Genomic DNA, 23,761 nt, shown 5'->3' with positions numbered 1-23,761 from the left:
AGCGTTGTGTCATGCCACTCCCTCTCCGTTTGGAAACCTTCTTTACGATTGGCGCCATGGTATCCGGGGCGTGCGCTTCCGGGCACGGACCGTACGAAAATGTGGAGATTCACATGCCCCCCAAACGGTTCTCACATTCTGCTTGCCACGCCGACGATGTGACTCCGATGTGAATCCCCACATCTGGGGCTCGCCGGCGTCGGCCCTGTGCGAATCTCGGCACGTGGCCAGTGCCACCACCCACGCCGCAGAGCCCGGTCCAGCCCTTCACGTTCTGGAGGCAGCATGCGAAGAAAATTCCTGGTGCTCGCGGCCGTAACCTTGCTCGCGGTAGCCGGACACACCGCGAGCGGCGCCGCCACGGCCGGCCCGTCGGCGCCGGTGCCCCGGTTCGCCGCCGGTGCGGCACCCGGGCTGTCCACTCTCGGCGCCACCGGCTGGAAAGTGCTCAGCAGTGCCACCGCGGGCCAGGGCGGACAGCAGATTTCGACACCGGGCTTCGACACCGCCGGCTGGCTGCCGGTGGCACCGGACGACGCCGGAGCGCCCGGAACCGAGATCACCGCGCTCCTGCAGAACGGCAAGTGCCCCAACGTCTTCTTCGCCGACAACATGAAGACCTGCTTCGGCACCCAGAAGAAGATCGGGCCGGAAACGGTCCCGCAGTTCATGGTTCCGTGGTGGTACCGCACCGACTTCACGCCCGGCCTGCAGGCCGGCCAGACCGCGAGCTTGGTCGTCAACGGGATCGTCGGCCAGGCCGACGTCTGGGTCGACGGCAAGGAGGTCGCCACCCAGGCCAGCGTCACCGGTGCCTACACGCGCTTCACCTTCGATGTCACGAGCCTGATGCTGACCGGCACGAACTCGGTGGCGCTCGAGGTCTACCCGAACGACCCGTCGAAGATGCTCACGCTCGACGACGTCGACTGGAACCAGATCCCGCCGGACAACAACACCGGCATCCAGTTCCCGGTCCAGCTCGACGTGGCCTCCGCGCTGGGCGTCGGCAACGCGCACGTGGTGCCGAACACCAGTGCCGACCTGAGCAGTTCGGCCTTGACGGTCAAAGCCGATGTCACCAACAACTCGGCCGCCTCGCAGACCGGTTCGATTACCGCGACGGTGACCCCGCCGAGCGGCGCGGGGCCGCCGATCGTGGTCCAGCAGCCGGTGACGGTCGCCGCGCACGCGACGCAGACGGTGTCGTTCACGCCGGGGCAGAACCCGGGCCTGACGATCGCTCACCCGCAGATCTGGTGGCCGTACCAGCTGGGCGCGCAGCCACTGTACACATTGGACACCGTGATCGCACAGGGCGGCGTCGCGACCGGCTCCACCCACGAGACGTTCGGCATCCGGACGGTGACCTCGGCCCTGGTCGGGAAGTCCACCGGGGCGCCGAGTGGCGTACGCAGCTTCAGCGTCAATGGCAGGCCGGTCGTGATCCGTGGCGGCGGGTTCGCCGAGGACCTCTTCCTGCGCTACTCCTCGTCCGGCATCGCCCGGCAGATCGCGCTGATGAAGAACCTCGGCATCAACCTCGTCCGGATCGAGGGGCACTTCTTCCCGGACGACTTCTACCAGCAGATGGACGCCGCCGGGATCATGGTCGACTCCGGCTTCCAGTGCTGCGACGCCTGGGAGAACGACAGCCCCGGTGCGGCCGATCTGGCCGTCCGGAAACTGTCGTCGCTGACGATCGCCCAGCACGAACGCAACCACCCCAGTGTGATGTCTTTCAGCTGGAGCGACAACGCGCCCGGCGCGGCCGAGGAGGCCGGCACGATCGACGCGTTCGCGCAGGCCGACTTCGCCGTGCCGCTCATCGCGTCCGCCGAGTACAACGGCAGCCCGAAACTCGGTGCGTCGGGGGAGAAGGAAGGCCCGTACGACTACGTGCCGCCGAACTACTGGTACGACACGAGCCACTTCGACAAGTCGGACTCGACGCGCACCAACGCCGGCGGGTCGTGGGGCTTCGACAGTGAGCAGAGCGCCGGCGACACCGTGCCGACGCAGGACTCGATCAGCCGGTTCCTGTCCGCGTCGGACCAGGCCGCTCTGTGGCAGAACCCCGGGTTCAACCAGTACCACGCCAACTACGAGGCCGGGCACGGCGGCTACAAGTTCGGCACGCTCTTCGTCTTCGACCAGGCGCTGACCAGCCGTTACGGCGCCTGGTCCGACCTGAGCGGCTACGTCGAGGAAGCGCAGGTGCAGAACTACGAGAACACCCGGGCGCAGTTCGAGGCCTTCATGGACCACTCGACCAATGCGGCCGCGCCGTCCACCGGCACGGTCTACTGGCAGGTGAACAAGGGCTGGCCGACCGTGCTGTGGGACCTGTACAACTACGACGGTGACCAGGCGGGCAGCTTCTTCGGCGCCAAGAAGGCCAACGGGACACTGCACGCGCTCTACGCCCTCGACAACGACACCGTGACTCTCGACAATCTCGGCGGCACGACGCAGAGTGGCCTCACCGTGGAGTCCAAGGTGTACGACATCGCGGGCACCCTGCTCGACGACCAGCAGGCCGCGGACCTCACCCTGAACAGCCAGCAGGTGCGCAACGCCGTGCTCACGCCGAAGGTGCCTGCCACCACGACACCGCCGGCCGCGGCGAAGACGTACTTCGTGGAACTGCTGCTGCGTCAAGGGAACGCGGTCGTGGACCGCAACGTCTACTGGCAGTCCACCCAGCAGGACGTCGTCAACTGGGCGTCCACGCTCGGCAACCCGCAGGCGTCGATGACGCAGTACGCCGACCTGCAGGCGTTGAAGTCGCTGCCGCAGTCGACGATCGGCGCGGTGGCGAGCACGCGAAGCCAGCCGGGGCCCGACGGCGCGGACACCGTCAGCACGGTGACGATCACCAACACCAGCAAGACGCCGGCCGTGGGCTTCTTCCTGCGCGCGGACGTCCGCCGCGGCAACCCGGACGGCACGGAGCAGCCGGGGGACAACCAGGTGTCCTCAGGGCTGTGGGACGACAACGACGTCACCTTGTGGCCGGGAGAATCGCAGACGCTGAATGTGTCGTACCGCGCGGCGGACCTGCACGGCGCGACCCCGGTGATCAGCCTGTCCGGCTGGAACGCGGCCAAGATCGACGTACTCGCGGCCGGAGGCTCCGGCACCGCGCCGGCGACGCCGGTCGATCCGACCGCGTCGGCGACATCGGGCTCGACGATCGAGGTGGGCTGGACGGAGCCCGCCGGTGCGGATCCCGCGGTGTCGTACCAGGTTTACGAAGGCGGCACGGTGGTCGCGGCGTCGACGACGACCAGCGCCACAGTGAGCGGGCTGGCCGCGGGGAGCACGCACGCGTTCACGGTGACCGCGCTGGACGCGGCGGGCCACGAGTCACCGCCGAGCGCGCCGGTGACGGCGACGACACCCGGCGGTGGCACCGTGTCGGTGACCATCACCAAAACGGCCGACACCGGGAGCACCTACACCGACACGGCGACCATCACGAACAACTCCGGCAGCGCCGTCAACGGCTGGAACCTCCAGTTCGACCTGGTGGGAAGAATGACCGTCACGAGCGCGACGGGCGCCACCGTCACCTCGAACGCCCACCACTGGACGCTCACGAGCATCGCGTCGGACGCGGCCATCCCGGTCGGCGCGAGCATCGCCATCCGGTTCGGCGGTGGTTACACCAAGGGCAAGGGGTACCAGCCGCCGGTCAACGTGACCTTCACCGGCCAGAGCGCGCCCGGCGGGGCGTCGTCGGCGAGCACACCGTCGCGGACCCGGTTCCGCCCGGTGTGACCGGACCTCGGTGACGCACGTCATCGCCGTCGGGGTGCGTCACCGAGGTTCGTGTCCGTCCTGAAGGGAGCGACAGAGGATGATCAAGCTGAAGTCCCCGGCCCGTGGTCGTGATCGCGATCGTGGCGCTCGCCCTGGGCGGCCACGCCGGTGCGGCCCGGGGCGATGCCGGCCGGACAGCGCCGCCCGTGACCGGCATGAACGCCCTCGTGCCGCAACCGGTCGCCGTTCAGCAGGCCACCGGAACCGGCTACGCGATCACGGCGAGCACGACCATCCTGGTCGAGCCCGGGTCGGCGCCCGTCGAAGAGATCGGCGTCGAGCTCGCGAGGGTTCTCCGCCGCTCGACGGGCTACGCGCTACCGGTGGTGGCCGCCCCCGGCCGGGAAGCGGCCACCGCCGACGGGATCTCGCTGCTGTTGTCCGGTGCGGGCGCCGAACTCGGCGACGAGGGCTACCTGCTGGACGTGAGCGCGGGCGGCGTCGTCGTCCGCGCGAACCAGCCGGAAGGCCTGTTCAACGGGGTGCAGACGCTGCGCCAGCTGCTGCCGGCGGCCGCGGACAGCGCCACCATCCAACCCGGACCGTGGCCGGTGCCCGCCGGGCACATCGAGGATCACCCGCGCTTCCCCTACCGCGGCGCGATGCTCGACGTGGCCCGCCACTTCTTCCCGGTCGCCACCGTGGAGCGCTACCTCGACGAGATCTCCCGGTACAAGGTGAACCGCCTGCACCTGCATCTGGCCGACGATCAAGGCTGGCGCATCGCGATCACCAGCTGGCCACAGCTGGCGACCGTCGGCGGCAGCACCGCGGTCGGCGGGGGCCCCGGCGGCTACTACACCCAGGCCGACTACCGCGCGATCGTGGACTACGCGCGGGCGCACTACGTCACGATCGTGCCGGAGATCGACGGCCCGGGGCACACCAACGCCGCCCTCGCCTCGTATCCGGCGCTCAACTGCACGGGAACGGCGCCACCGCTCTACACCGGCACGGATGTCGGATTCAGCTCGCTGTGCGTCGGCAAGGACATCACCTACACCTTCCTCGACAACGTGCTCGGCGAGCTCGCCGGGCTCACCCCCGGCCCCTATCTGCACATCGGCGGCGACGAGGCTCAATCCACCAAGGCGAAGGACTACACGAGCTTCGAAGGCAAGGAACTGCCGCTCGTGGCCGGGTACGGCAAGGCGCCCATGGCCTGGCACGACATCGCCGCCGTCACCCCGCCGGCCTCGACCGTGCTGGAGTACTGGGGAACGACGACGTCCGAGCCGAAGACCGCGGCCGCGGTGGCGCGGGGGAACAAGGTGGTGCTGGCCCCGGCGAACAAGGCGTACCTGGACATGAAGTACAGCCGCAAGACCAAGCTCGGGCAGAACTGGGCCGGCTACATCGAGGAGCAGACGGCCTACGACTGGAACCCAGGGTCCTATCTCAGTGGCGTCGGGGAGTCGGCGGTGCTGGGCGTGGAAGCGCCGCTGTGGTCGGAAACCCTGGTCACCCTCGCCGACCTCGAGTTCATGACCTTCCCGAGGCTGCCGGCCATCGCCGAACTGGGCTGGTCACCGGCGGCGACGCACGACTGGACGTCGTTCCGGTCCCGCCTCGGCGCACAGGGGCCGCGCTGGACGGTGCTGGGGATCGGCTTCTTCGCCTCGGCGCAGATCCCCTGGGCCCCGGGAACCCGCGCCGGCTGAGACGTGTGACGTGAGTTCGTCCTGCTCCATCCGGCGGACGTGCAAATGTGGTAACGAAGCATTACTAGACATGGTAATACCTCGTTACTAGAGTAAGGGTGTGCTGAGTGGCGTGGTGACGGGTTCCCTGCTCAGAGAGGTGAACCTCCAGGTCGTCTACCGGGCGGTCCGGGAGGCCCACCCGGTGTCACGGGCGCAGCTGGCGCGCCGGCTGGGCACGTCCAAGCCGACCACCGGCCGGTCCGTCGACGCGTTGCTCGCCGCCGGGCTGATCCGCGAGGCCGCCCCGCCGGCCGACGCGACAAGCTACGGCGCGGTGTTCTTCGAGCCTTGTCCGGACGCCGCCGTCGTGCTCGGCCTGGACGTCGGCAGCAGGTACGTGCGCGGCCTGCTCGTCGACCTGGCTGGTGTCGAGCTCGCCCGGGCCGACCTGCCGCTGACCGCGGCCGGCGGGCCGGCGGTGCTGGCCCGTGCCGTCGAGGTGCGAGACCGGCTGCTGAAGCAGGCCGGGGTGGCCGACGTCAGTGCCGCGGCCGTCGGGATCGGCGGCGTGATCGATCCGCGCACCGGCGAGGTGCGGGTGGCGAACCAGCACGAGCTGAACGGGTTCGCGGCCACCGCCGGATTCCGGGCCGCGCTCGGGGTGCCGGTCGTCGTGGAGAACGACGTCAACCTGGCCGCCGTGGGGGAAGGGGCCCACGGTGCGGGTGCGGGGGTGCGGAACTTCGCGTTCCTCTCGGTCGGCAGCGGCGTCGGAGCCGGGCTCGTGCTGGCGGGGGAGTTGCACCGGGGGCAGCACGGCGCCGCGGGCGAGATCGACTACGTCCGCGCGGACCGGGAGTTCGACCCCCGGAGCCCGGCGGCCGACGCTTTTCTCGCGCACGCCGAGCAGCGGCTGGCCCGCTCTTCCGGCAGTGTCTCTTCCGGCAGTGTCTCTTCCGGCACTGTCCTGCGGAGCCCCGTCACCGCGGAGGCGGTGATGGCCGCGGCCCGGACCGGCGACGCACTCGCCGTCTCGCTGGTCCGGCTGGAGGCCACCCGGATCGCCCGGGCCGCCGCCGGGCTGACCCGGGTCGTGGACGTCGAACTGATCGTGCTCGGTGGCGGCCTCGGCCTCAACGGCGACCTGCTGCTGGAGCCCGTCCGGGCCGCCCTGGCCGAGCTGACCCCGTACCCGCCCCGGGTCGAGGTCTCGCGGCTCGGGGCGGCCACCCTCACCGGCGCGGTGGTCGTGGCCCTGCGCGCGGTGCTCGAAGACCTGGTACCCAGCCGGGTGGCTGCCGCTGGGTGAGCAGGATCCAACCGGTCAGCGTGCGGCCGCCGCCCGCGCCCTGGTGATCTCGTGGAGGAATCGATGAGACTGGGAATTCGCACGGCGGTCTGGACGGCGCTGCTGGCCGGCGCGAGCCTGGCGCCACCCGGCGCGGCGTACGCGGCATCGGCCGATCTGCTCGCCGGGCACGACTGGGCGCACTTCTCCGGTGCCGAACCGACGGCGGCCGGGGTGAAGATCACCCCGCTGGACCGCTGGGTGACCACGCCGGAAGGCAAACGCCTCCAGCCCAACCCGCCCGCCAACCTGGCCGGTCCGCACCTGGACGTCAGCGGCGACTTCGGCGTCGACGCGCTGATGTCGGTGACCGGCGGCAAGTCCGCGTACCTGCAGCTCTACGGCAGGCTGCCGGTGATCTACGACGAATGGCGGCAGGAACGGCCGAGCGTGCGCGTCGGGGTCGTCGGCGGGAAGCTCGAGGTCGCGGTCTGGGACGGCGGATCCGACAAAGCCGTGGAGACCAGGACGTTCGGCTCCGGTCTCGCCGGCGACGTCGCCGTGTCGATCAGCCGCAGCGGCGGCAAGGTGACCGTCTCCGCCGGCGGCAAGCAGCTCGGCAGTGTGGGCGAGCACGGCGCGTTCTCCGCGGGCACCGTGTGGTTCGGCGCGGACGCGCAGGTCGGCGGCGGCTGGACGCTGCGCGCGTTGACCGCGTCCGGCAGCGCGAAGATCGTCGACGCGCCCGCTTGGGCCCAGCAGCCGTCGAGCACGTCGTTGCGCGCCAAAGCTTCCGCACTGCCCCGGCCGGTCCGCGTGGGCTCCGCCATCGCCAGCACGCCGCTGGTCGACGATGCCGCCTACCGGACGATCGCCGGGCGCGAGTTCGACGCGCTCACCCCCGAGAACGACATGAAGCCGGAGTTCGTCCAGCCCTCGCGGGGGGTGTTCGCGTTCGCCGAGGGCGATATGCTGGTCGACTTCGCGCGGGCGAACGGGATGGCCGTGCACGCCCACACCCTGGTGTGGTTCGAGGCCCTGCCGACCTGGATGCGCTCGGCGCCGGACAAGAAGACGGTGATGCTCGACCACATCAAGGCGGTGGCCGGCCACTTCGCCGGCCGGGTCGCCGAATGGGACGTCGTCAACGAGCCGATGAACGAGGACAACTCCGACGGCCTGGAACACAACCTCTGGTACCAGGCGATGGGGGTGGCCTACATCCCGCAGGCGTTCCGGGCGGCCCGGGCGGCCGACCCGGCCGCGACCTTGTACCTCAACGAATACGGCGTCGAACAGAGCGGCCCGCGCTGGGACGCGCTGTACAAGCTGGTGAAGCAGCTCAAGGCGGACGGCGTCCCGATCGACGGCGTCGGGATGCAGAACCACGAGTACGAAAAGGGCGACCGGACCCCGCCGGAGACGTTCCGCAAGCACGTCCAGGCCCTCGCCGCGCTCGGGCTGAAGGTCCGGGTGTCCGAAATGGACGTCGTGTCCGGCGGGGACACGACCATGCAGGCCAAGGAGTTCGCCGGAAAGCTCGCCGTCTGCCGGGACGAGCCGAACTGCACGACGTTCGGGATGTGGGGGTTCACCGACCGCTACGGCTCGACGGCCGACATCGGGCAGTACCCCCTCGCCGTCGGGGACGCGCTGCCCTGGGACCAGAACCTCAAGCCCAAGAAGGCGTACTCGGCCATGCTCGCCGAGCTGAACTGACCGGAAGGAGCGAGATCATGCGTGCGTTCCCTTCACGAGTGCTGCCGGTGGTTCTCGGCTGCGTCCTGTTCGCCGGGGTGGTCCCGGCTGCCTCGGCGACCCCGGCCCGGACCGTCCTCTGGAGCGACGAATTCGACGGCCCGGCGGGCACCCTGCCCGCGGCGGCGAACTGGATCTTCGACACCGGACACTCCTATCCCGGCGGCGCGAGTGGCTGGGGCAACGGCGAACTGGAGACCTACACCAAGGACCCGGCGAACGTCAGCCTGGACGGCACCGGCGCGTTGAAGATCACCGCGACCAAGGACAAGTCCGGACAGTGGGCGTCGGGCCGGATCGAGACCCAGCGCTCGGACTTCCAGCCGGCGCCCGGCGGGAGCCTGCGCATCGAGGCTCGCTTGCAACTGCCCGACGGTGGTGGCCCCGGCTACTGGCCGGCGTTCTGGACCCTCGGGGCGCCGTTCCGCGGCAACTACACGAACTGGCCGCAGGCCGGCGAGATCGACGTCATGGAGAACATCAACAGCCAGAAGATCGTCCACGGAACCTTGCACTGCGGCAAGACGGAGTCCGGCGGCCCGTGCCGCGAGGACACGGGGCTCACCGGCCAGACCCCGCTCGCCACCGGCGGATTCCACACCTACGCGGTCGAGTGGGGCCCCACGCAACTGCAGTGGTCCGTCGACGGCGTGCCGTACTGGACGGTCACGGAATCGACGGTGGGCAGTTCGACCTGGAAGTCGACGTTCGCCCACGGCTATTTCGTCCTGCTCAACCTGGCCATCGGCGGCGACTGGCCGGGCAAGCCGACCAAATCCACGGTGGCCGGGAAGTCGCTCTTGGTCGACTACGTGCGGGTCTCGCGCAGCGGCTGACCAAAGGCGACGGCGTGGCCGGTCCGGTGCCGGAGGGATCTCTCCTTCCGGCACCGAACCGGCCGGCCCAATGAGCATCGGCGGTATCAGGCGTCCGAGCGGGGACGCTGCAGGGTGAAGGTTTCGAAGGGCTTCAGGGCACCGTCGGTGCCGACGACGTCGTAGTAGGTCACCTGCATGGTGGTCGTCCCGCCGTGGTGGGTGCCCGGGTCGACGGTGAAGGCCGCGAAGCCGTAGGAGTTGGCCGCGTCGCGGACCGCCGACCAGGGGGCGTCTTCGGTGACGTACACCGGGGGCCGTTTGCCGGTCTTCGGGTCGGGGTCGCCGACCTTGGTGATCACCCGGCAGCGGGGCGGGGTGAAGAAGAGCTGGTTCGACGGCGCGGACGTGCCCCCACCGCCGAGGACCATGTGGACGGTGCCCTTCGTGGTGTCGACGACGTCGGTGCGGGTCGACGCCGGTACCGGCGTGCGCGTCGGGGTGGCCGCCGCGCCTCGGATCGGGTGGGACCGCTCGTAGTGGTGCTCGTGGCCGCAGACGACGAGGTCGACGCCGTAGCGGTCGAACAGCGGCACCCATTCTTCGCGGATGCCGAGGTCGGCGCCGTTGAACTGGTCGGCGGTGCTGATCGCGACCTGGTGCATGCAGACGACCACCCAGTCGACGCCGCGGTCGCCCCGCGCCGTCGCCAGCTCCCGCTCCAGCCACGCCTTCTGCGCGCCGTTCGAGTAGCCCCGGACGTAGGAGTTGCCACCGTCCTGGTAGCAGATGTCGTCGTTGGCGAGGCTGATCACCCGCACCGAACCGACGGTGAAGGAGTACCAGAGGCCGCGGGTGGCGTCGGTCTGCCCGGACGCCGGCGGTACCGAGAAGTACGTCTGGTAGGCGGCGTAGCCGATCGGGCCGTTGCCCAGTTCGTTCTCGTGGTTGCCGGCGGCCGGCATCCACGGCCGGTTGCGTGCGCTGCGGCTGTTGTTGGTCCAGAAGTCCCACCAGGTGCGGACGCGGTCGGTGGCCAGGTTGGCGTAGCAGAGGTCGCCGTTGAAGAGGTGGAACAGCGGCCGCACGCGCTCGACGCCGGCGGTGGTGTCGCCCGCGGCGGGCGAGCCGAGGTTGTCGTTGACCAGTGGCGGGTTCGGCAGCGTGACGCCGGCCGGCGGAACGTAGCGTTTGCCGAGCGTGGGGGTGCCCTGGTCGCCGAAGCTGGTGAAGGTGAACTTCCCCCGGCCGCGCGGCGCGGTGCGGAACGTCGCGAGCACCGGCTCGGCACCCTCGTGCAGCGCCGCGTAGAGGTACTCGCTGTCCGCCCGGAGCCCGCGAACCGCCGCGTGGAAGGCGTAGACGACCTGGCCGGACTTCGCGTCGGTGTAGCTGACGGTCTTCGCCGGGACACTGCGCTCGTACCGGCCGTCGGCCCGCCCCAGGAGCACGCGCGCGTTGCGCGTCGGCTGCAGCGCGTGCCACGAAACGACCACCTCGTCAGCGGCGTCGGCGCCGAACTGCAGGTGCAGACCGGCGACCGCCGGGCTCTTCGCCGGGTCGCCGGTGGTCGTCGTGAGCTCCACGGCCGGCTCGGCTTCGGCGGTACCGGCGAGCGGCCCGGCGGCGAGCGTGACACCCGCGGCGGCGAGGAAGCCGCGGCGGCTGACGTGGCGGTTGAAGATCTTTTCGTCGTCGGTCATCCGCACACGCTCATCCACCGCTGCCGGACTTTCCACCCCTTCCCGGTGAACGACTTCGGAACGAACGCGCGTGCCCGCCGGTGCTCTGTCCGTTATGCGCCGAACATCACGAGCTTCCCGGGCCGAGAGGTGTCCGCGGTTCCGATCAGGTTTCCCCCGCCGGATAGGCTGCCGCGGCCGAGCACGTGAACCGATGGGGGACAAGGCATGGACAGCACTTCCGGCACGGACAGAGTCCGCGTTCACGAACCCGTTCCGAACGTGCCGTCCGGGGCCGAACCGCTGTTTGCGGGGTTTGTCCAGAAATTGACCGGCCTGACCATTGTCCGCATGGGGCTCAGCGGAGCGCTTGTCATGCTGGGTTTGCTGCTCGTGCTCACCGAAGGGTGGGGGAGCACGCTGCCCTACATCTACTTCGGCACCTTCGGCGGCATGCTGGCGATGTGGACTTACGTCCTGATCCTCTACCGGCGCGTCCGAAGTCACTTCGGGGAGCCGTACCACCGGCTCGACGTCGCTCCGGACGGGTTGCTCACGAAGGGTGCACGGGTATCGGTGCGGCTGCCGGACGGACGGTGGCTGCGGACCCGGCTCCCCGACGGGCCGCGGGTGCAGCTGGCGGGCGAGCGACGGCTGTGGGTGCTCGGCACGGGCCGGCGGGTCTTCGTCCGCCCGCCGGGGGCGATGTGGTTGCGGTCCGGGCGGATCGAAGACGCGCCCGTTTCCGGGGCGACGCTTGCCGAGTTCGTCTCGCGCCACCCGACACCGCCCTCGCGTGATCCGGTGCTCGCCGCGCACCGGGCGTTCCAGGTCCGGCGGGCGGCCGTCACCGGGGTGACGTTCCTGGTGCTGGGTGCGGCGGGGCTCGCGCTCACGTCGTCGGTGGAGCCCGAACCCGGTGGCGTCGCGGACGCGGCCGGGGTGGGCGGCATCGCCGGGGGCAGCGCGGTGTTCGTCATGCTGGGGCTGTTGACGGCCGTCGGCAGCCTGCGGATGCGCCGTCCGATCACCGGAGACAGCTGGGTGGAACTGCGGGTCGCACTCGACACGCCGTTCGTACCACGAGCCCGCACCGCGGTCCGGCTGACGGGCTGGGCGTTGTACCCGGACGGCCGGCAGACGCGGTTCCGGCTGGTCGCCGACATCTCGCTGGCCACGAACGTCGCGGTGACCGGGCAGCTGTGGTTGGTGGGTTACCCGCCGCCGGGCAAACCGGCCAGAGCCGCTCTTCCGGGCCACCCCTGCCTGGGCAGCTTCCGCCCGGCCTGAGCCCAGACGTCCGAGAGGGTATGCGGCATCCCCTCGGCATGCTCCTGAAGGGCAGGTGCCGGCTGGAGCGGTTCGCCCACCAGGCCTGACCCGCTTCGGTCATCGAGCCGTGTCACAGAGCCGTCCACGGCGGCGATATGTCCTCGGAGGATGTCTCGCCGTCGTTCTTGATCTGGCGCGGTTATGCCAGATGGCGGCGGTCAGAGGCGCAGGCGTTGCGCGATGGGGCGGTGACACCATCGATGGTGCGGCCGCCGTGCAGTTCGAGGTCGATTGTCCGTTGTCTGGGTCGTGTGGTTGGGGAATCCCCTCAAGGTTGAAGGCTTTCCCGGTCTGAGTGACGTCGTTCTGGTGAGTTCTGTCGGCGGGGTCCATGCCTGGCCGACTGCTCATGTCGCGCCCGTGCGCGTGAAAGACGATCGGCACGTCCCAAGGCTCGGTTCAAGGATTAATTGAAGGGCTCACTTTGATTGCTTGCGAGTGGCACTCCGGCAGTAGACAGGTCGCCATGGATAACGTATGTGCCGGCTCCCGGTGGAAGGGGAACCCACAGGTCGACTGTTGTGGTGTCCTTGCCTGTCGTGGGACGGAGATTGTACGCGAGGTTCTCGTTGAGCCACTGGCCGTGTAGGCGGGTCTTGCCCTCTGTCTGCCACATGGACCACGTAAGCGAGACTGTCTTGCCGCGGAGGCCATTCAGTTCGACGTCGGCACTGACGACTACGCCGACCGGCTCCGTGCTGCCCTCCACTTGCCGGGCGTCGTGGAGTACTTTGAGTACTCGTTTGGCGGCCTCCTCAGGAGGGACGATTTTGCCGGATTGATCAGTGGAGCTGCCGACAACTATCGTTTCAAGAGCTCGAATGCCGGCGCGCCCTCCCTTGACGCGCCTGCTGACTGTCTCTGTTGTGTCGTCGACGTCACGGTCGGTCATTCCGGCAGGTACCCGGAGTTCTCCAGGTGCAGAGGTTGAGACCGGTCCGGCTGACGTGATGGCGGGGTTTGCCGGCTCAGTCGGACTAGGCGGGGTCGTCGAGGTGGAGTTTGGTGAGTGTGTCCCTGTACCGGTACGCCCGGCGCTTGATGAGGGCGGGCGACTCTGGCCGCCGGATGAGGGCAGGTGAGCGGACGAGATGAGGGCCTGTGGCTGGACGGCAGTGGTGCTGATCCGTTGCTGGTACTCGCTGAGCGGAACCCCGGGGACGACGCGGAGTGAGACCGTGGCACTGTCTTCCGGATCGGGAGCCGGCCAGAGCGTCACGATGGCCGTGATCGCGGCCGCCATGGCTCCTACGCTGAGGAGGGCGGTTTTGAAGCGCTCGAGTCGCTGCAATATCGGCTTGGGAGCAGCAGGTGGGCTCGATGGCCGGCTGGCCCGGCGGCCACTTGCCTTCCTTGCGCTCTTCTTGGTCATTTAGACGCCCCTCGAATAGTTCAAAAGTAAGAGTAGTCTCGTTCCGGGCGCACCGTGGCATGTTTTCGGTCACGATGCGCGTGATTCTATTGAGGGGGTGGCGACCCTCTTGGTGGGTTCGGAGATGACGCGGCCGGCGTTGGTGACAGTTGGCACTCGCCAACTCGACTCTGGGTACTGAATGGATCTTGAAGCCTTCGGTGTGCTCGTCCGGCGGCGCCCGCGATCTTCCCAAGATTGAACCGCGCCTGCGCACTTCCGAGTCAGGTGTGCGCGGACACTTGGATGACGCAGTTGCTGTCGAAAATGTAGACTTGCGTTCGGCCCTGCGGGTTCAGGGTGACGGCGCCCATACCTGGCGCCCATTTTGTTACGTCCAGTTCTTGCCCGTTCGTCGCGTCAAGGAGGCGTAGCGTGCAGATCCCCGAATTGTTGTCCTTCACTTGGACGACCACGCCTTGATCGGGTGCAAGGAAAGCGTCGGTGTCGCCGTTTTGTTCCTGGGTGAACGGCAGGACGGCCGTGCCGGAGCCGGCGAAGGGTGTGACGAAGCAATTCCGATCGTTGGCTTGCCACTTGAATGACCCGGTATTGTCGATCTGATATTGCGCGACGCTGTAGATGTTGCCGGGCACGGGGATCGCTTCCCCGGAAGCCGTGTCGGTCAAGGTCACGGTGCAGCCGTTTCCGTAGCCGGTGCCGTCGACGCGAATCCGCCAGGGCGCGGTGGCGGTGTAGGACCCGCTGCCGGGCGTCGCCGCGTGGTCACCCGAGTCGCCGGACGGAACCAGCAGCACGGCGGCGGCGACCCCGGCGGCGATCACGCCGGCCGCGGCCGCGGCGACGATCGCGATGCGCCGTCGAGACCAGCCACGCTGTCGCCTCGTAGGCGAGGTGACGGCCTCGATGGAAACGGGAGGTACCACCGTCGACGGCGGCACCTGGTCTGCTCCGGCGCCGTCCGCAGGGTGAGCCGCCGGTCCTATGTTGCCCGCGGCGGTGCCGGCTTGCTGACGCCTGGCCAGGTGCAGGTCCCCGTCGCCGTCCACCCGTCGCTGAGGTATCTGCTTTCCGTCTTCGCGCAGACAGCGGTCGACATAGGCGTAGACATCCGAGAAGCTGACGTAACCATCCCCGTCCTGATCGGCGGCGTACAGAAGACCCTCGATCAGATGCTGGGTGAAAAAGCTCGTACCATTGTCGACGGACGCGTCATTCGCCAGCTGCGTCCCGCGGCAGCTGGTCATCACATACCGGCCCGGACCGGCAACGGCGTCCCCGAGACCGCCACCACGGAACGCCCCGGCATAGCAACAATCAAGGATGATCACCACATTGCGGGCCCGAGACGCTTCGACGAATTCGTTGATCCGCATGCTGCTGACGGCCGTGGACAGCAGATCGGTCGTCTCGGTGTCGTGCATGCACAGGTGCAGGCGACCCAGCTGATCGAGCTTGCCGTGACCGCTGAAATAAAGCAGCAGCACGTCGTCCCGATGGGCCTTCGTGAAGAAAGCGCCCAACGCGCGCACCGCCCGGTTGGACGTCGCTTCGGGAAGTAGTGTGACGTCGACATCGGCGAACAAGCCGGTGCCCTGATCGGCTAACGCCTGGTTCAGCACCGCGATATCCTTCACCGGCCCCTAGAGCGTCTGAAGGTTGTGCTCGTCCGCCGGATAAGTCGAGTTGCCGATCAGGAGGGCTCTGTAGCGGCCGGCCATGCCTGACCCCCTATTCGCGCCGCAGCCGCCCGAGCGATCTCTCGCACCGTCTCGGAGTCCACGGCGACCCCTGGAATGTCACGAACCGCTCAACCCCATCTTCGTCCCACCGCACCTCGATGCGCCGACTCTTGTCGCGTCCCAGCCACGCGCGGATACACTCGACCATCGCGGTGAACGCACCAGCGCTGCCCAAACCGACAATCAGCTCGTCGATCGTCCCCTTCGCGCCCGGTACCAGCCGGCCGCGGTCAACCGTGTCCACCTGTTCCTGCAGGTCGCGACGCAGCGTCGTGACCTGGGCCCGCCACCGATTGTCGTCCCGGCTGTATTCGTCTGTGTGCGGCTCAATGACCACCTCGAACTCGCGCTGCATGGGGGCATCCGGCATCACTGCCACCTCTCCACCGCCCGACCCACAAGTCAAACAACAAATTCTACAGCAAAGAATGACAGCCGGAGCCGTCATTTTTGTGCCGTTGATCGTGCAGACCGCTTGTTAGTGGCTTGTCTCAGTAGGTTGACCCGGTAATTGATCTTGGTGATCGTGGGATGAGGCCGTCTCCTGTCGATCAAGTGTGGGAGGTGGTTGTGGCTCGTCGACCCGAGGTGTTCGTCCGGACACCGTCGATGGAGGAAGGCCGCAAGCTGGCGCAGGTGACGAGGACTGCGAAGGATCCGATCAGGGTGCGGCGGGCGATCGTGGTGAAGATGTCCGGCCGGGGCAGGCCGCGATGGGGTCGCGTTGGCGTCTCGTTCGCGGGCGGTGATCGGCCGCCCCACTGAGAACTCGCAGCTCACCGCCTGCTCGCGCAAGGACCGGACATGCGCGAGGAAACCCTTGGTGCAGCCGGCGGTGTCAGCCCGGATCAGGATCGGGGTGCCGTGCCGGTGACCGTCGGGGATCTGCGCCAATGCCTGCTCGAGCACGGCGATGTGATCATCGGCGTAGTTCGCGCCCGCATTGCCGCGACGCAGCTGACCAGTGAGAAACTCCCCGGTGTCGTCGCAGAACGCGAGCATCGGGTGATGGCCAACGACCCCTTGAACGTTGCCGCTGCCAGCTCCTTCTCCGAGTGACAGACCACGATCGAGGCATCCAGGTCGATCACCAGCACCGGCAGCTCCCGGCCGGCGACCCTAGCCGGCGGGAACCCTGCCCCGCGGGTATTGGCGTGCCGCGCCAGACGACGTCCCGCGCCCGGGCGCGAGCCGCCACGACCGCCGCCAGACGGGTCTCGTTGAGCTGATCCAGCAGCCGCCAACACGTCGAATCCGACGCCACAGCCTCGAACAATCCAGATTGATCGACCAGCACCGCAATCTCGGAGATCGTAGTCGCGCCGTCGGCGACCGCGACCGCCAGATCGACGAGCACCCGGCCCGGGTCATGCCGAGCTCACGGCTTCCGCTGCCCCCGACAACGCGACCGACAACTCACCAGTCAGCGTGGTCCGGGGCGTAGATGGCGAGCGAGCAGCGGCATGGATTTCGCACCCGGAGTTTCGGAGGGATTCCTGCTGTCACTGCGTCCAAACGGGTGGTCCCTTCGTTTCGGCTACGGCCAAAAAGGTGGTGCGGGACTACCCTCTTGTACGCGCGGCTGGCTCGATGTCACAGTTTCGACAGATCAGGACCGTGGCGGGCGTCGACGGCGAGGTCTAGTCTGATCCACCTGCTACGGGCGACAGCGACAATCACATCACGGGGAATATGATGACCGATGAGGCGCAGTCAAGCAACGGTGAGACCGCTGAAACCGAGGCCGTTGTGACCAGTTCTAAACTAGAGGAAGTTCTAAGCGCATCGACAGATGAACTGGAGCCGGAGGAAAAGTCAGATACCGCTGCCTTTCAAACTGCCGAATTCATGTGGGGCACCCCTCTCAGGAGTGGCGATTGCACGCTGTCCGGCCTTATAAACGGCACCCTGGACAAGGGTCCAACCCTTAGACTTCACGACGACGGGACGGCAGAGTTGCTGTCACGATTCTTCTCAACCGACGACGGAGATGCTTGGGTTGTCGTGCGTCTTGCTTTGTTGGACCGTAATCGAACGACTCTCTTCACGTTTCCGCGCTTTTCGAGCCCCGGGACTGTTGCGGACAATCAAGTTATCAACTGGATTGCCGAGCTCGGCTTTCCGGCTGTCTTCTTCTCGTCAGTCACCGGAGCAAATATGACATTCAGTTGTTAATTCGACGTTTTCATGATGCGGCGGGGATCTTGGGGAACTTGCGCCCGAAGGCCTGACTGGCCGATATTTCACCTTGCCGAGTGGTCCTCAGCGAAATACTTGAGTCGCTCGTCCAATGTGCGCGGCCGTTTCCCTGTCACGGTGGTTCCGCTGACGTTCCCCTGACTCATCGGCGTGGCGCGGCATCGCCCCCGTCGATTCATGGCTGCGGACCGTAGGCGGCGCTGCCGAGCGCGATGATTCCGGATGCGATCGCCACCAACAGCGCGGCCAAGTCCATGACCGGACACAGTAGACCCGTGGCAGCGACAGGGCTCGGTGATGGTGACCTCGAACTGCCGTTCGGGCGCTGGGGAGAGACCCTCTCCGACGACGTTGTCGCCGCAGCCATGATCGACCGCCTGGTCCGCCACGCCGAGGTCCTCACCCTCACCGGCGACTCCTGCCGCACCCGCCAACGCCGCAACCTGCTCCGCGACCTGAACGGAAACGCCACCGTCACACCTCCCGTGCTGCGCTCGATCAGCGTGTACCGCTCGGTCCGAGCCGGAAACGACACGAAGACACGGAAGTCCCGACGGGGCCTGGCGATGCCGATGCGCTGCGTGGTGGCGCTCAGGCTGCACCGGATCCGCCAGGAGGCCATCAAGAAGCGTGCGCAGGAACGGCACCGCCGTGGCAAGGGCAAACCGTGGCAGGAGAACGGGCTCGTGTTCGCGTCTGCGGTCGGCACCGAGCTCGACGCGCACAACGTCCGGCGCGGCTTCCGGAAGGTGGTGAAGGCGGCCGGCCTGGTGCCGGAGGAGTGGACGCCGCGGGAGATGCGGCACAGCTTCGTGTCCCTGCTGTCGGACGCCCGGGTACCGATCGAGGACATCGCCAGGCTCTTCGGGCACAGCGGGACGGCCGTCGCGGAGCAGGTCTATCGGCACCAGATCCGGCTGGTGATCGTGGAGGGTGCGCTGGCGATGGAGAGCATCTTCTCGGCAGGGGGTGGTGAGGCTTAGTCACCCAGTTAGTCACTCGCGCCGGATCTTCGCCCCGAGCGCGAGTCCGAGAAGGTGCAGGGGGGTAGGTGCAGCTAGGGCCCGTGAGCTGCGGTTATGCTGCTCACGGGCCCTGCAAGTGTGTCCGTCGGGCTGACAGGATTTGAACCTGCGACCCCTTGACCCCCAGGCACTTAACAGGCGTAAAAGTGCTGGTCAAAGCCGCTATCTGCCTGACTGTAGCAGTCCGCTGACGTCCGTCCATGTCCGCTGGAGTCTTCGGTCATCGTCAGGCAGTTGGTCAGGCAGCGGGACGTGCTCAGACTCACCGTGTGGGAGATTTTGGAGCTGCCTCGCTGCCTGCCCCATCTCAGAGTCAGTGCGCCTTCTGCGACGGCCGGCCGGGAAGGGTCTGCTGGTGCAGGGCGATTGCTTCGTTCAGGCGTCCCGCCGACTTGTAGGCGTCGGCGAGGTTGTTCCGCGAGGTCAGGGTATCCGGGTGCTCGGTTCCCAACAGCCGCTCGCGATCGGCAAGGGTCTGCTGGTGCAGGGCGATTGCTTCGTCCAGCCGTCCCGCCGACCTGTAGGCGTAGGCGAGGTTGTTTCGCGAGGTCAGGGTGCTCGGGTGTTCGTCTCCCAACAGCCGTTCGCGATCGGCGAGGGTCTGCACGTACAGAGCGATCGCCTCAACCAGCCGTCCCGCCGACTCGTAGGCGCCGGCGAGGTTGTTTCGCGAGGTCAGGGTGCTCGGGTGTTCGTCTCCCAACAGCCGTTCGCGATCGGCGAGGGTCTGCTCGAACAGGGCGAGCGCCTCGTTCAGGCGTCCCGCCGACTCGTAGGCGCTGGCGAGGTTGTTTCGCGAGGTCAGGGTGCTCGGGTGTTCGTCTCCCAACACCCGCTCGCATACGGCGAGGGACTGCTCGTGCAGCGCGAGCGCCTCGTTCAGGCGTCCCGCCGACACGTAGGCGCTGGCAAGGTCGATTTGAGAGGTCAGAGTGTCGGGGTGCTCGGCTCCCAACACCCGCTCGCGATCGGCGAGGGTCTGCTCGTACAGGGCGATTGCTTCGTTCAGGCGTCCCGCCGACTTGTAGGCGCCGGCGAGGTTGTTTCGCGAGGTCAGGGTGTTCCGGTGTTCGGCTCCCAACACTCGCTCGCATACGGCGAGGGTCTGCTCGTACAGGGCGATTGCTTCGTCCAGCCGTCCCGCCGACCTGTAGGCGTAGGCGAGGTTGTTTCGCGAGGTCAGGGTGCTCGGGTGTTCGTCTCCCAACAGCCGCTCGCGATCGGCGAGGGTCTGCTCGTACAGGGCGATTGCTTCGTTCAGGCGTCCCGCCGACTTGTAGGCGCCGGCGAGGTTGTTCCGCGAGGTCAGGGTGTCGGGGTGCTCGGCTCCCAACAGCCGCTCGCGATTGGCGAGCGTTTGCTCGAACAGGGGCAGGGCGCGGGTCAGGTCGCCGGCTTGCTCCAGCAGCCCGGCAATCCAATTGGCTTGGGCAAGCAGCAGTGGCGACGGCTCGTCGGTATGGCCGAGTACGGCGTCGAGGTGGGCGGCGAGTTCGTCCAGCTCATCACGGCGCAGTGCGACCTGGTCGCCGGGGAAACGCTCGGTGAGCGCGTCCAGCAGTCCGGCCGCCGTGTCCAGGGCGGCTTTCTGATCATCACCGGGCGGCTTACGGGCTTCGTGACGGACCACCAACGCGGTGAGCCGGTGCACCGCGACGACCCGACGGTCCTCGCCATAGGCGGCGGCTTGGGCGACACCGCCGAGCGTGACCAGCGATGCCGTCACCAACGTGCTGACTGCAGGCCACACTCCGCTGTGCAAGCCGAGTTGCGGCTCGGCCTGCACCAGCAGGTCACGGCTCACCCCGTCCGGTGACAGCAGCGACAGCACACGCAGCAACCGGGCCGCGTCCCCGCTATGGTCCGTCTCGGCCAATCCTGTCAAGCTGAGCTGGGTTGCCTTCAGTACTCCAGGGTGGTCGGCTCCGGCCTGCTGACGCAATGTTTCGTTCAAGTCCTGACGCTGCAGCAGCCGCGCATATTCGGCATAGGAGATCCCGGTCCGGGCGATGAACGCGGCAGCCTGAGCCAACCCCAGCGGCAGCCAGCCCAGCTGCTCACCCAACCGTGCCCCATCGCCGGCCGGGTCCAGGCCGGTCGCCCGGGCCAGGAACTCCCTTGCTTCAGCGGGAGAGAACATGCCGACCTCGACCACAGCGATCCCGGCCATCGTCATGAATTCCCGCCGGTTGGTGGTAATCAGAACCTTTGTCGAGCCGGCCGACGGGACGTAGCCGTGCAGTACGTCCGGATCGTCGACGTTGTCGAACACCAGCAGCCGCCGGGCTCGGCCGTCCCGCTCGAGCCACCGGCACACCGCGGCCGCCGCCTGTTCTGGCGCCATCTCCGCCACCCCCGGCAGCCCGAGATGGGCCGCCAGCGCCGCCAGCTCGGACACGGGCCCGGACTCCGCATTGATCCACGCCACCAGGTCATAGCCCTGATCGAGGCACCACCGGGCGTAGCCGGCAGCCAGCTGCGACTTGCCTGCGCCTCGCGCACCCGGCAACGCCACCAACGCCGTTCTGCCCCGCCGCCCCAGCGCCTCCCGCACCGCCTTTTCCTCCAACGGCCGCGGCTGCCACTGCCACGCCTGACGGGGAAGCGCCCCGAACACCCGAGACTGCACTTCGACCGGACGTAGCTGCGCCTGGATCCGCTCGGCCCGATGCCGCACCGTCTCTAGCACCACCACTCCGGCCACCAGCAACCCCAGTGCAGCGAACACGGCTGGGGGCCACCACGGCTGCTTAATTTCGACCAGGCCGGTGGCCAGGTTGCCCGCCAGCGCGACAGCAACACCCAGCAGCGCTAGAGGTACCGGTGAGGGCACCCACCGTCGCGCACCCACAACCAGCCTCCGAGCACTAGGACCGACCTCATCGCGAGTCGTAACCAAGGTCGGGCTGCCTAGGCTCGTCGTTACTGCCAGCTGAGCCAGGTCGCTCCCATAAGGGTGCCCTCGGCAGGATTCGAACCTGCGACACCTGCCTCCGGAGGGTTAGACACGGTTACGCTTCGGCAGTGGCTCTGACCTGCGAAGACTCGTCAGAAAGCACTCGCAGCATTGGGCGTTTGGGAACGCATTGGGCACGCCGCCGCAGATTAGTTAACTAGGACTTCCGTCATCCGGCCGTATGGTCAGGGCTGGTCAGGCTCAGCGACCAGGCGCGTTGCCGGTATGCGAAAGCGCGGCTAACGGAAGGACTGTCATTCTGGCGCGTCCTCGCCATCGTCGAGGGCCTTGCGGTCGGCGGCGGGATTGCCGGCGGTGGTGAGCGCGCTGAGGCGGTCGCCGCCGAGAACGCGTTTGAGGCGGGCGAAGGTGTCTTCGCTCAGTTCGCGGGCTTGCCCGTACTCGCCCAGCTTATTAAGGGCGAGGGCGAGGTGGCCGGCGGTGGTGAGGGTAGTGGGGTGGTCGTCGCCGAGAACGCGTTTGAGGCGGGCGAGGGTGTCTTCGCTCAGTTCGCGGGCTCGTTGGTGTTCGCCCAGTTCGCTGAGGGCGACGGCGAGGTTGCTGGCGCCGGTGAGGGTGTCTGGGTGGTCGTCGCCGAGAACGCGTTTGGAACGGGCGAGGGTGTCTTCGTCGAGTTCGCGGGCTTGTTGGTGTTCGCCTAGCTTGCTGAGCTCGACGGCGAGGTTGCTGGCGACATGGAGGGTGCTGGGGTGGTCGTCGCCGAAGACGTGTTTGAGGCGGGCGAGGGTGTCTTCTTTCAGTTCGCGGGCTTGTTGGTGTTCGCCCAGTTCGCTGAGGGCGACGGCGAGGTTGCTGGCGGTCGTGAGGGTGTCTGGGTGGTCGTCGCCGAGAACGCGTTTGAGGCGGGCGAGGGTGTCTTCGCTCAGTTCGCGGGCTTGCCCGTACTCGCCCAGCTTATTAAGGGCGAGGGCGAGGTTGTTGGCGCTGGTGAGGGTGCTGGGATGGTCGTCGCCGAGGACGCGTCTGCGGCGGGTGAAGGTGTCTTCGTGCAGTTCGCGGGCTTGTTGGTACTCGCCAAGCGTCCTGAGATGTATGGCGAGGTCGTTGACGATCATGAGGGTTCCGGGGTGGTCGTCGCCGAAGACGCGTTTGTAACGGGCGAGGGTGTCTTCGCTCAGTTCGCGGGCTTGCCCGTACTTGCCCAGCTTGCTGAGGTCGACGGCGAGGTTGCTGGCAGAGTTGAGGGTGTCTGGGTGGTCATCGCCGAGGACGCGTTTGCGGCGGGTGAGGACGTCTTCGTGCAGTTCGCGGGCTTGTTGGTGTTTGCCCAGTTCGCTGAGGGCGACGGCGAGGCTGCTGGCGACGCTGAGCGTGCTGGAGTGGTCCTCGCCGTAAAGATCCTTAAGAAGTCTGTATGCACGCTGGAACAACGGCAGCGCGGTGCGTGCGTCCCCACGGGTCTGGAGATAGGCCGCAACGCGGCTGAGCAGGTAGGCGACTTCTGTTGTAACTGGTTGCCACGGGCGCTCGGGATCGCACGCGAAGAGCAGGTGCGGTAAGAGCGCTCGCCAGCTCGGCCAGCTCGGCGGGTTGATCCAGGGATCCTCGGGTAGACCAGCAGCAAGCAGCCGGACCGTTGTGACGGGCCATGTGGCGTCCTGGTCGTCGTCCGCGGTGATGTCGCGGCGGGTGCGTGCTCGAAGCAGTGCTGCAGGTACGCGGTGGAGCTGGATGGTGGTCGTGGTGACTTCAGCCATGCCGCGGATTCGCAGGGTGGTGGTGAGTTCAGCGAAGGCCAGCGGGTCCTGGGCGATGGTGCCGGCTTCGCCGGCCTGGTGGGTGAGCAGGGTGAGTGGGACTGGTTCGGGAGCCAGCCAGGCTAGGAGGGTGAGGGTGTAGAGGGCGGCTGGGTGGTCACGAGCGAGCTGATCGAACGACACTGTCCAGGCAGCGGTGAGCGAGACGGGGTCGCCAGCGGCGGGTGCCTGCCGTGCTAGCAGTTCGTCGGTGCGCTGGGTGAGCAGGTTGAGGTAGGTATCGGCGGTCCAGCCGGTAGCGGCTAGCAGCCGAGCGGCTTGGGCGACGGCTAGGGCCTGTATCGAAGTTGTCTCCGGCAGGTTGAGCTGGAGTTGACCGTGCTGGGCGTGTCGGCGGCCGAAATAG

Annotated in this window: 14 protein-coding genes and 2 pseudogenes; 9 read left to right on the top strand and 7 right to left on the bottom strand. The window is 67.8% G+C overall.

The window, feature by feature from the left end:
• Nucleotides 1–285: 285 nt before the first annotated feature.
• The 5 genes from ISP_RS26395 to ISP_RS26375 all read left to right on the top strand — a co-directional run bounded on the left by ISP_RS26395 (nucleotide 286) and on the right by ISP_RS26375 (nucleotide 9,350).
• The gene (locus ISP_RS26395) at nucleotides 286–3,783 is read left to right on the top strand and encodes a glycosyl hydrolase 2 galactose-binding domain-containing protein (protein ID WP_230468355.1); all 3,498 of its coding nucleotides are present in this window, start codon (nucleotides 286–288) and stop codon (nucleotides 3,781–3,783) included.
• A 104-nt stretch (nucleotides 3,784–3,887) separates the two neighbouring features.
• On the top strand, nucleotides 3,888–5,486 hold the full coding sequence (locus ISP_RS26390) for a beta-N-acetylhexosaminidase (protein WP_013226892.1): 1,599 nt from the start codon (nucleotides 3,888–3,890) through the stop codon (nucleotides 5,484–5,486).
• Nucleotides 5,487–5,586: 100 nt separating this feature from the next.
• Entirely contained in the window at nucleotides 5,587–6,777 is a 1,191-nt protein-coding gene (locus ISP_RS26385) for an ROK family transcriptional regulator (RefSeq protein WP_013226891.1), read from the top strand.
• Between the two features lie 63 nt (nucleotides 6,778–6,840).
• Nucleotides 6,841–8,475, top strand: a complete 1,635-nt coding sequence (locus ISP_RS26380; protein WP_013226890.1) for an endo-1,4-beta-xylanase — start codon at nucleotides 6,841–6,843, stop codon at nucleotides 8,473–8,475.
• Nucleotides 8,476–8,492: 17 nt separating this feature from the next.
• A complete protein-coding gene (locus ISP_RS26375) occupies nucleotides 8,493–9,350 on the top strand; it encodes a glycoside hydrolase family 16 protein (RefSeq protein ID WP_013226889.1) in 858 nt (285 codons plus the stop codon).
• Between the two features lie 86 nt (nucleotides 9,351–9,436).
• On the opposite strand, the gene ISP_RS26370 is transcribed toward ISP_RS26375, so the two are convergent.
• Nucleotides 9,437–11,032, bottom strand: a complete 1,596-nt coding sequence (locus ISP_RS26370; protein WP_014467199.1) for a metallophosphoesterase — start codon at nucleotides 11,030–11,032, stop codon at nucleotides 9,437–9,439.
• A gap of 330 nt (nucleotides 11,033–11,362) precedes the next feature.
• Here ISP_RS26370 and ISP_RS26365 point away from each other — a divergent pair, with 330 nt between their 5' ends.
• The gene (locus ISP_RS26365) at nucleotides 11,363–12,301 is read left to right on the top strand and encodes a hypothetical protein (protein WP_230468354.1); all 939 of its coding nucleotides are present in this window, start codon (nucleotides 11,363–11,365) and stop codon (nucleotides 12,299–12,301) included.
• Between the two features lie 448 nt (nucleotides 12,302–12,749).
• On the opposite strand, the gene ISP_RS26360 is transcribed toward ISP_RS26365, so the two are convergent.
• From ISP_RS26360 to ISP_RS48490, 4 genes and pseudogenes are all read right to left on the bottom strand, one after another.
• Nucleotides 12,750–13,235 (bottom strand): hypothetical protein, encoded by a 486-nt coding sequence (locus tag ISP_RS26360; protein WP_141748510.1) that lies wholly within the window; start codon nucleotides 13,233–13,235, stop codon nucleotides 12,750–12,752.
• Nucleotides 13,236–13,978: 743 nt separating this feature from the next.
• Nucleotides 13,979–15,352, bottom strand: a complete 1,374-nt coding sequence (locus ISP_RS26355) for a caspase family protein (protein WP_265049861.1) — start codon at nucleotides 15,350–15,352, stop codon at nucleotides 13,979–13,981.
• A 94-nt stretch (nucleotides 15,353–15,446) separates the two neighbouring features.
• Nucleotides 15,447–15,827, bottom strand: coding sequence for an effector-associated constant component EACC1 (locus tag ISP_RS26350; protein ID WP_230468353.1), 381 nt, complete (start codon nucleotides 15,825–15,827; stop codon nucleotides 15,447–15,449).
• A 350-nt stretch (nucleotides 15,828–16,177) separates the two neighbouring features.
• Nucleotides 16,178–16,893: pseudogene (locus ISP_RS48490) on the bottom strand (transposase); the annotation flags it as partial.
• Between the two features lie 259 nt (nucleotides 16,894–17,152).
• Here ISP_RS48490 and ISP_RS26340 point away from each other — a divergent pair.
• The 3 genes and pseudogenes from ISP_RS26340 (at nucleotide 17,153) to ISP_RS26335 (ending at nucleotide 18,639) form a co-directional block, all read left to right on the top strand.
• A complete protein-coding gene (locus tag ISP_RS26340) occupies nucleotides 17,153–17,632 on the top strand; it encodes a DUF6294 family protein (RefSeq protein ID WP_141748509.1) in 480 nt (159 codons plus the stop codon).
• Between the two features lie 309 nt (nucleotides 17,633–17,941).
• Nucleotides 17,942–18,105, top strand: a pseudogene (locus ISP_RS48485) (ATP-binding protein); the annotation flags it as partial.
• Between the two features lie 36 nt (nucleotides 18,106–18,141).
• Entirely contained in the window at nucleotides 18,142–18,639 is a 498-nt protein-coding gene (locus tag ISP_RS26335) for a tyrosine-type recombinase/integrase (RefSeq protein ID WP_431306511.1), read from the top strand.
• A gap of 355 nt (nucleotides 18,640–18,994) precedes the next feature.
• On the opposite strand, the gene ISP_RS26330 is transcribed toward ISP_RS26335, so the two are convergent.
• Together ISP_RS26330 and fxsT are read right to left on the bottom strand one after the other, a co-directional pair.
• The gene (locus ISP_RS26330; protein ID WP_014467196.1) at nucleotides 18,995–21,409 is read right to left on the bottom strand and encodes a tetratricopeptide repeat protein; all 2,415 of its coding nucleotides are present in this window, start codon (nucleotides 21,407–21,409) and stop codon (nucleotides 18,995–18,997) included.
• A 482-nt stretch (nucleotides 21,410–21,891) separates the two neighbouring features.
• On the bottom strand, nucleotides 21,892–23,761 hold a 1,870-nt coding region (gene fxsT, locus ISP_RS26325), incomplete at its 5' end, for an FxSxx-COOH system tetratricopeptide repeat protein (RefSeq protein ID WP_265049860.1).

It is taken from the genome of Amycolatopsis mediterranei, from assembly GCF_026017845.1.
GTDB lineage: Bacteria > Actinomycetota > Actinomycetes > Mycobacteriales > Pseudonocardiaceae > Amycolatopsis > Amycolatopsis mediterranei.
The sequence above is the reverse complement of the archived record's forward strand: the minus strand, read 5'-3'. Positions and strand labels throughout refer to the sequence as shown.

What these genes read in the sequence shown, in the direction of transcription:
- ISP_RS26395 (WP_230468355.1), top strand. Translation starts at nt 286, where the DNA reads ATGCGAAGAAAATTCCTGGTGCTCGCGGCCGTAACCTTGCTCGCGGTA.
- ISP_RS26380 (WP_013226890.1), top strand. Translation starts at nt 6,841, where the DNA reads ATGAGACTGGGAATTCGCACGGCGGTCTGGACGGCGCTGCTGGCCGGC.
- ISP_RS26375 (WP_013226889.1), top strand. Translation starts at nt 8,493, where the DNA reads ATGCGTGCGTTCCCTTCACGAGTGCTGCCGGTGGTTCTCGGCTGCGTC.
- ISP_RS26370 (WP_014467199.1), bottom strand. Translation starts at nt 11,032, where the DNA reads ATGACCGACGACGAAAAGATCTTCAACCGCCACGTCAGCCGCCGCGGC.
- ISP_RS26365 (WP_230468354.1), top strand. Translation starts at nt 11,363, where the DNA reads ATGGGGCTCAGCGGAGCGCTTGTCATGCTGGGTTTGCTGCTCGTGCTC.
- ISP_RS26360 (WP_141748510.1), bottom strand. Translation starts at nt 13,235, where the DNA reads ATGACCGACCGTGACGTCGACGACACAACAGAGACAGTCAGCAGGCGC.
- ISP_RS26350 (WP_230468353.1), bottom strand. Translation starts at nt 15,827, where the DNA reads ATGCCGGATGCCCCCATGCAGCGCGAGTTCGAGGTGGTCATTGAGCCG.
- ISP_RS26340 (WP_141748509.1), top strand. Translation starts at nt 17,153, where the DNA reads ATGACCGATGAGGCGCAGTCAAGCAACGGTGAGACCGCTGAAACCGAG.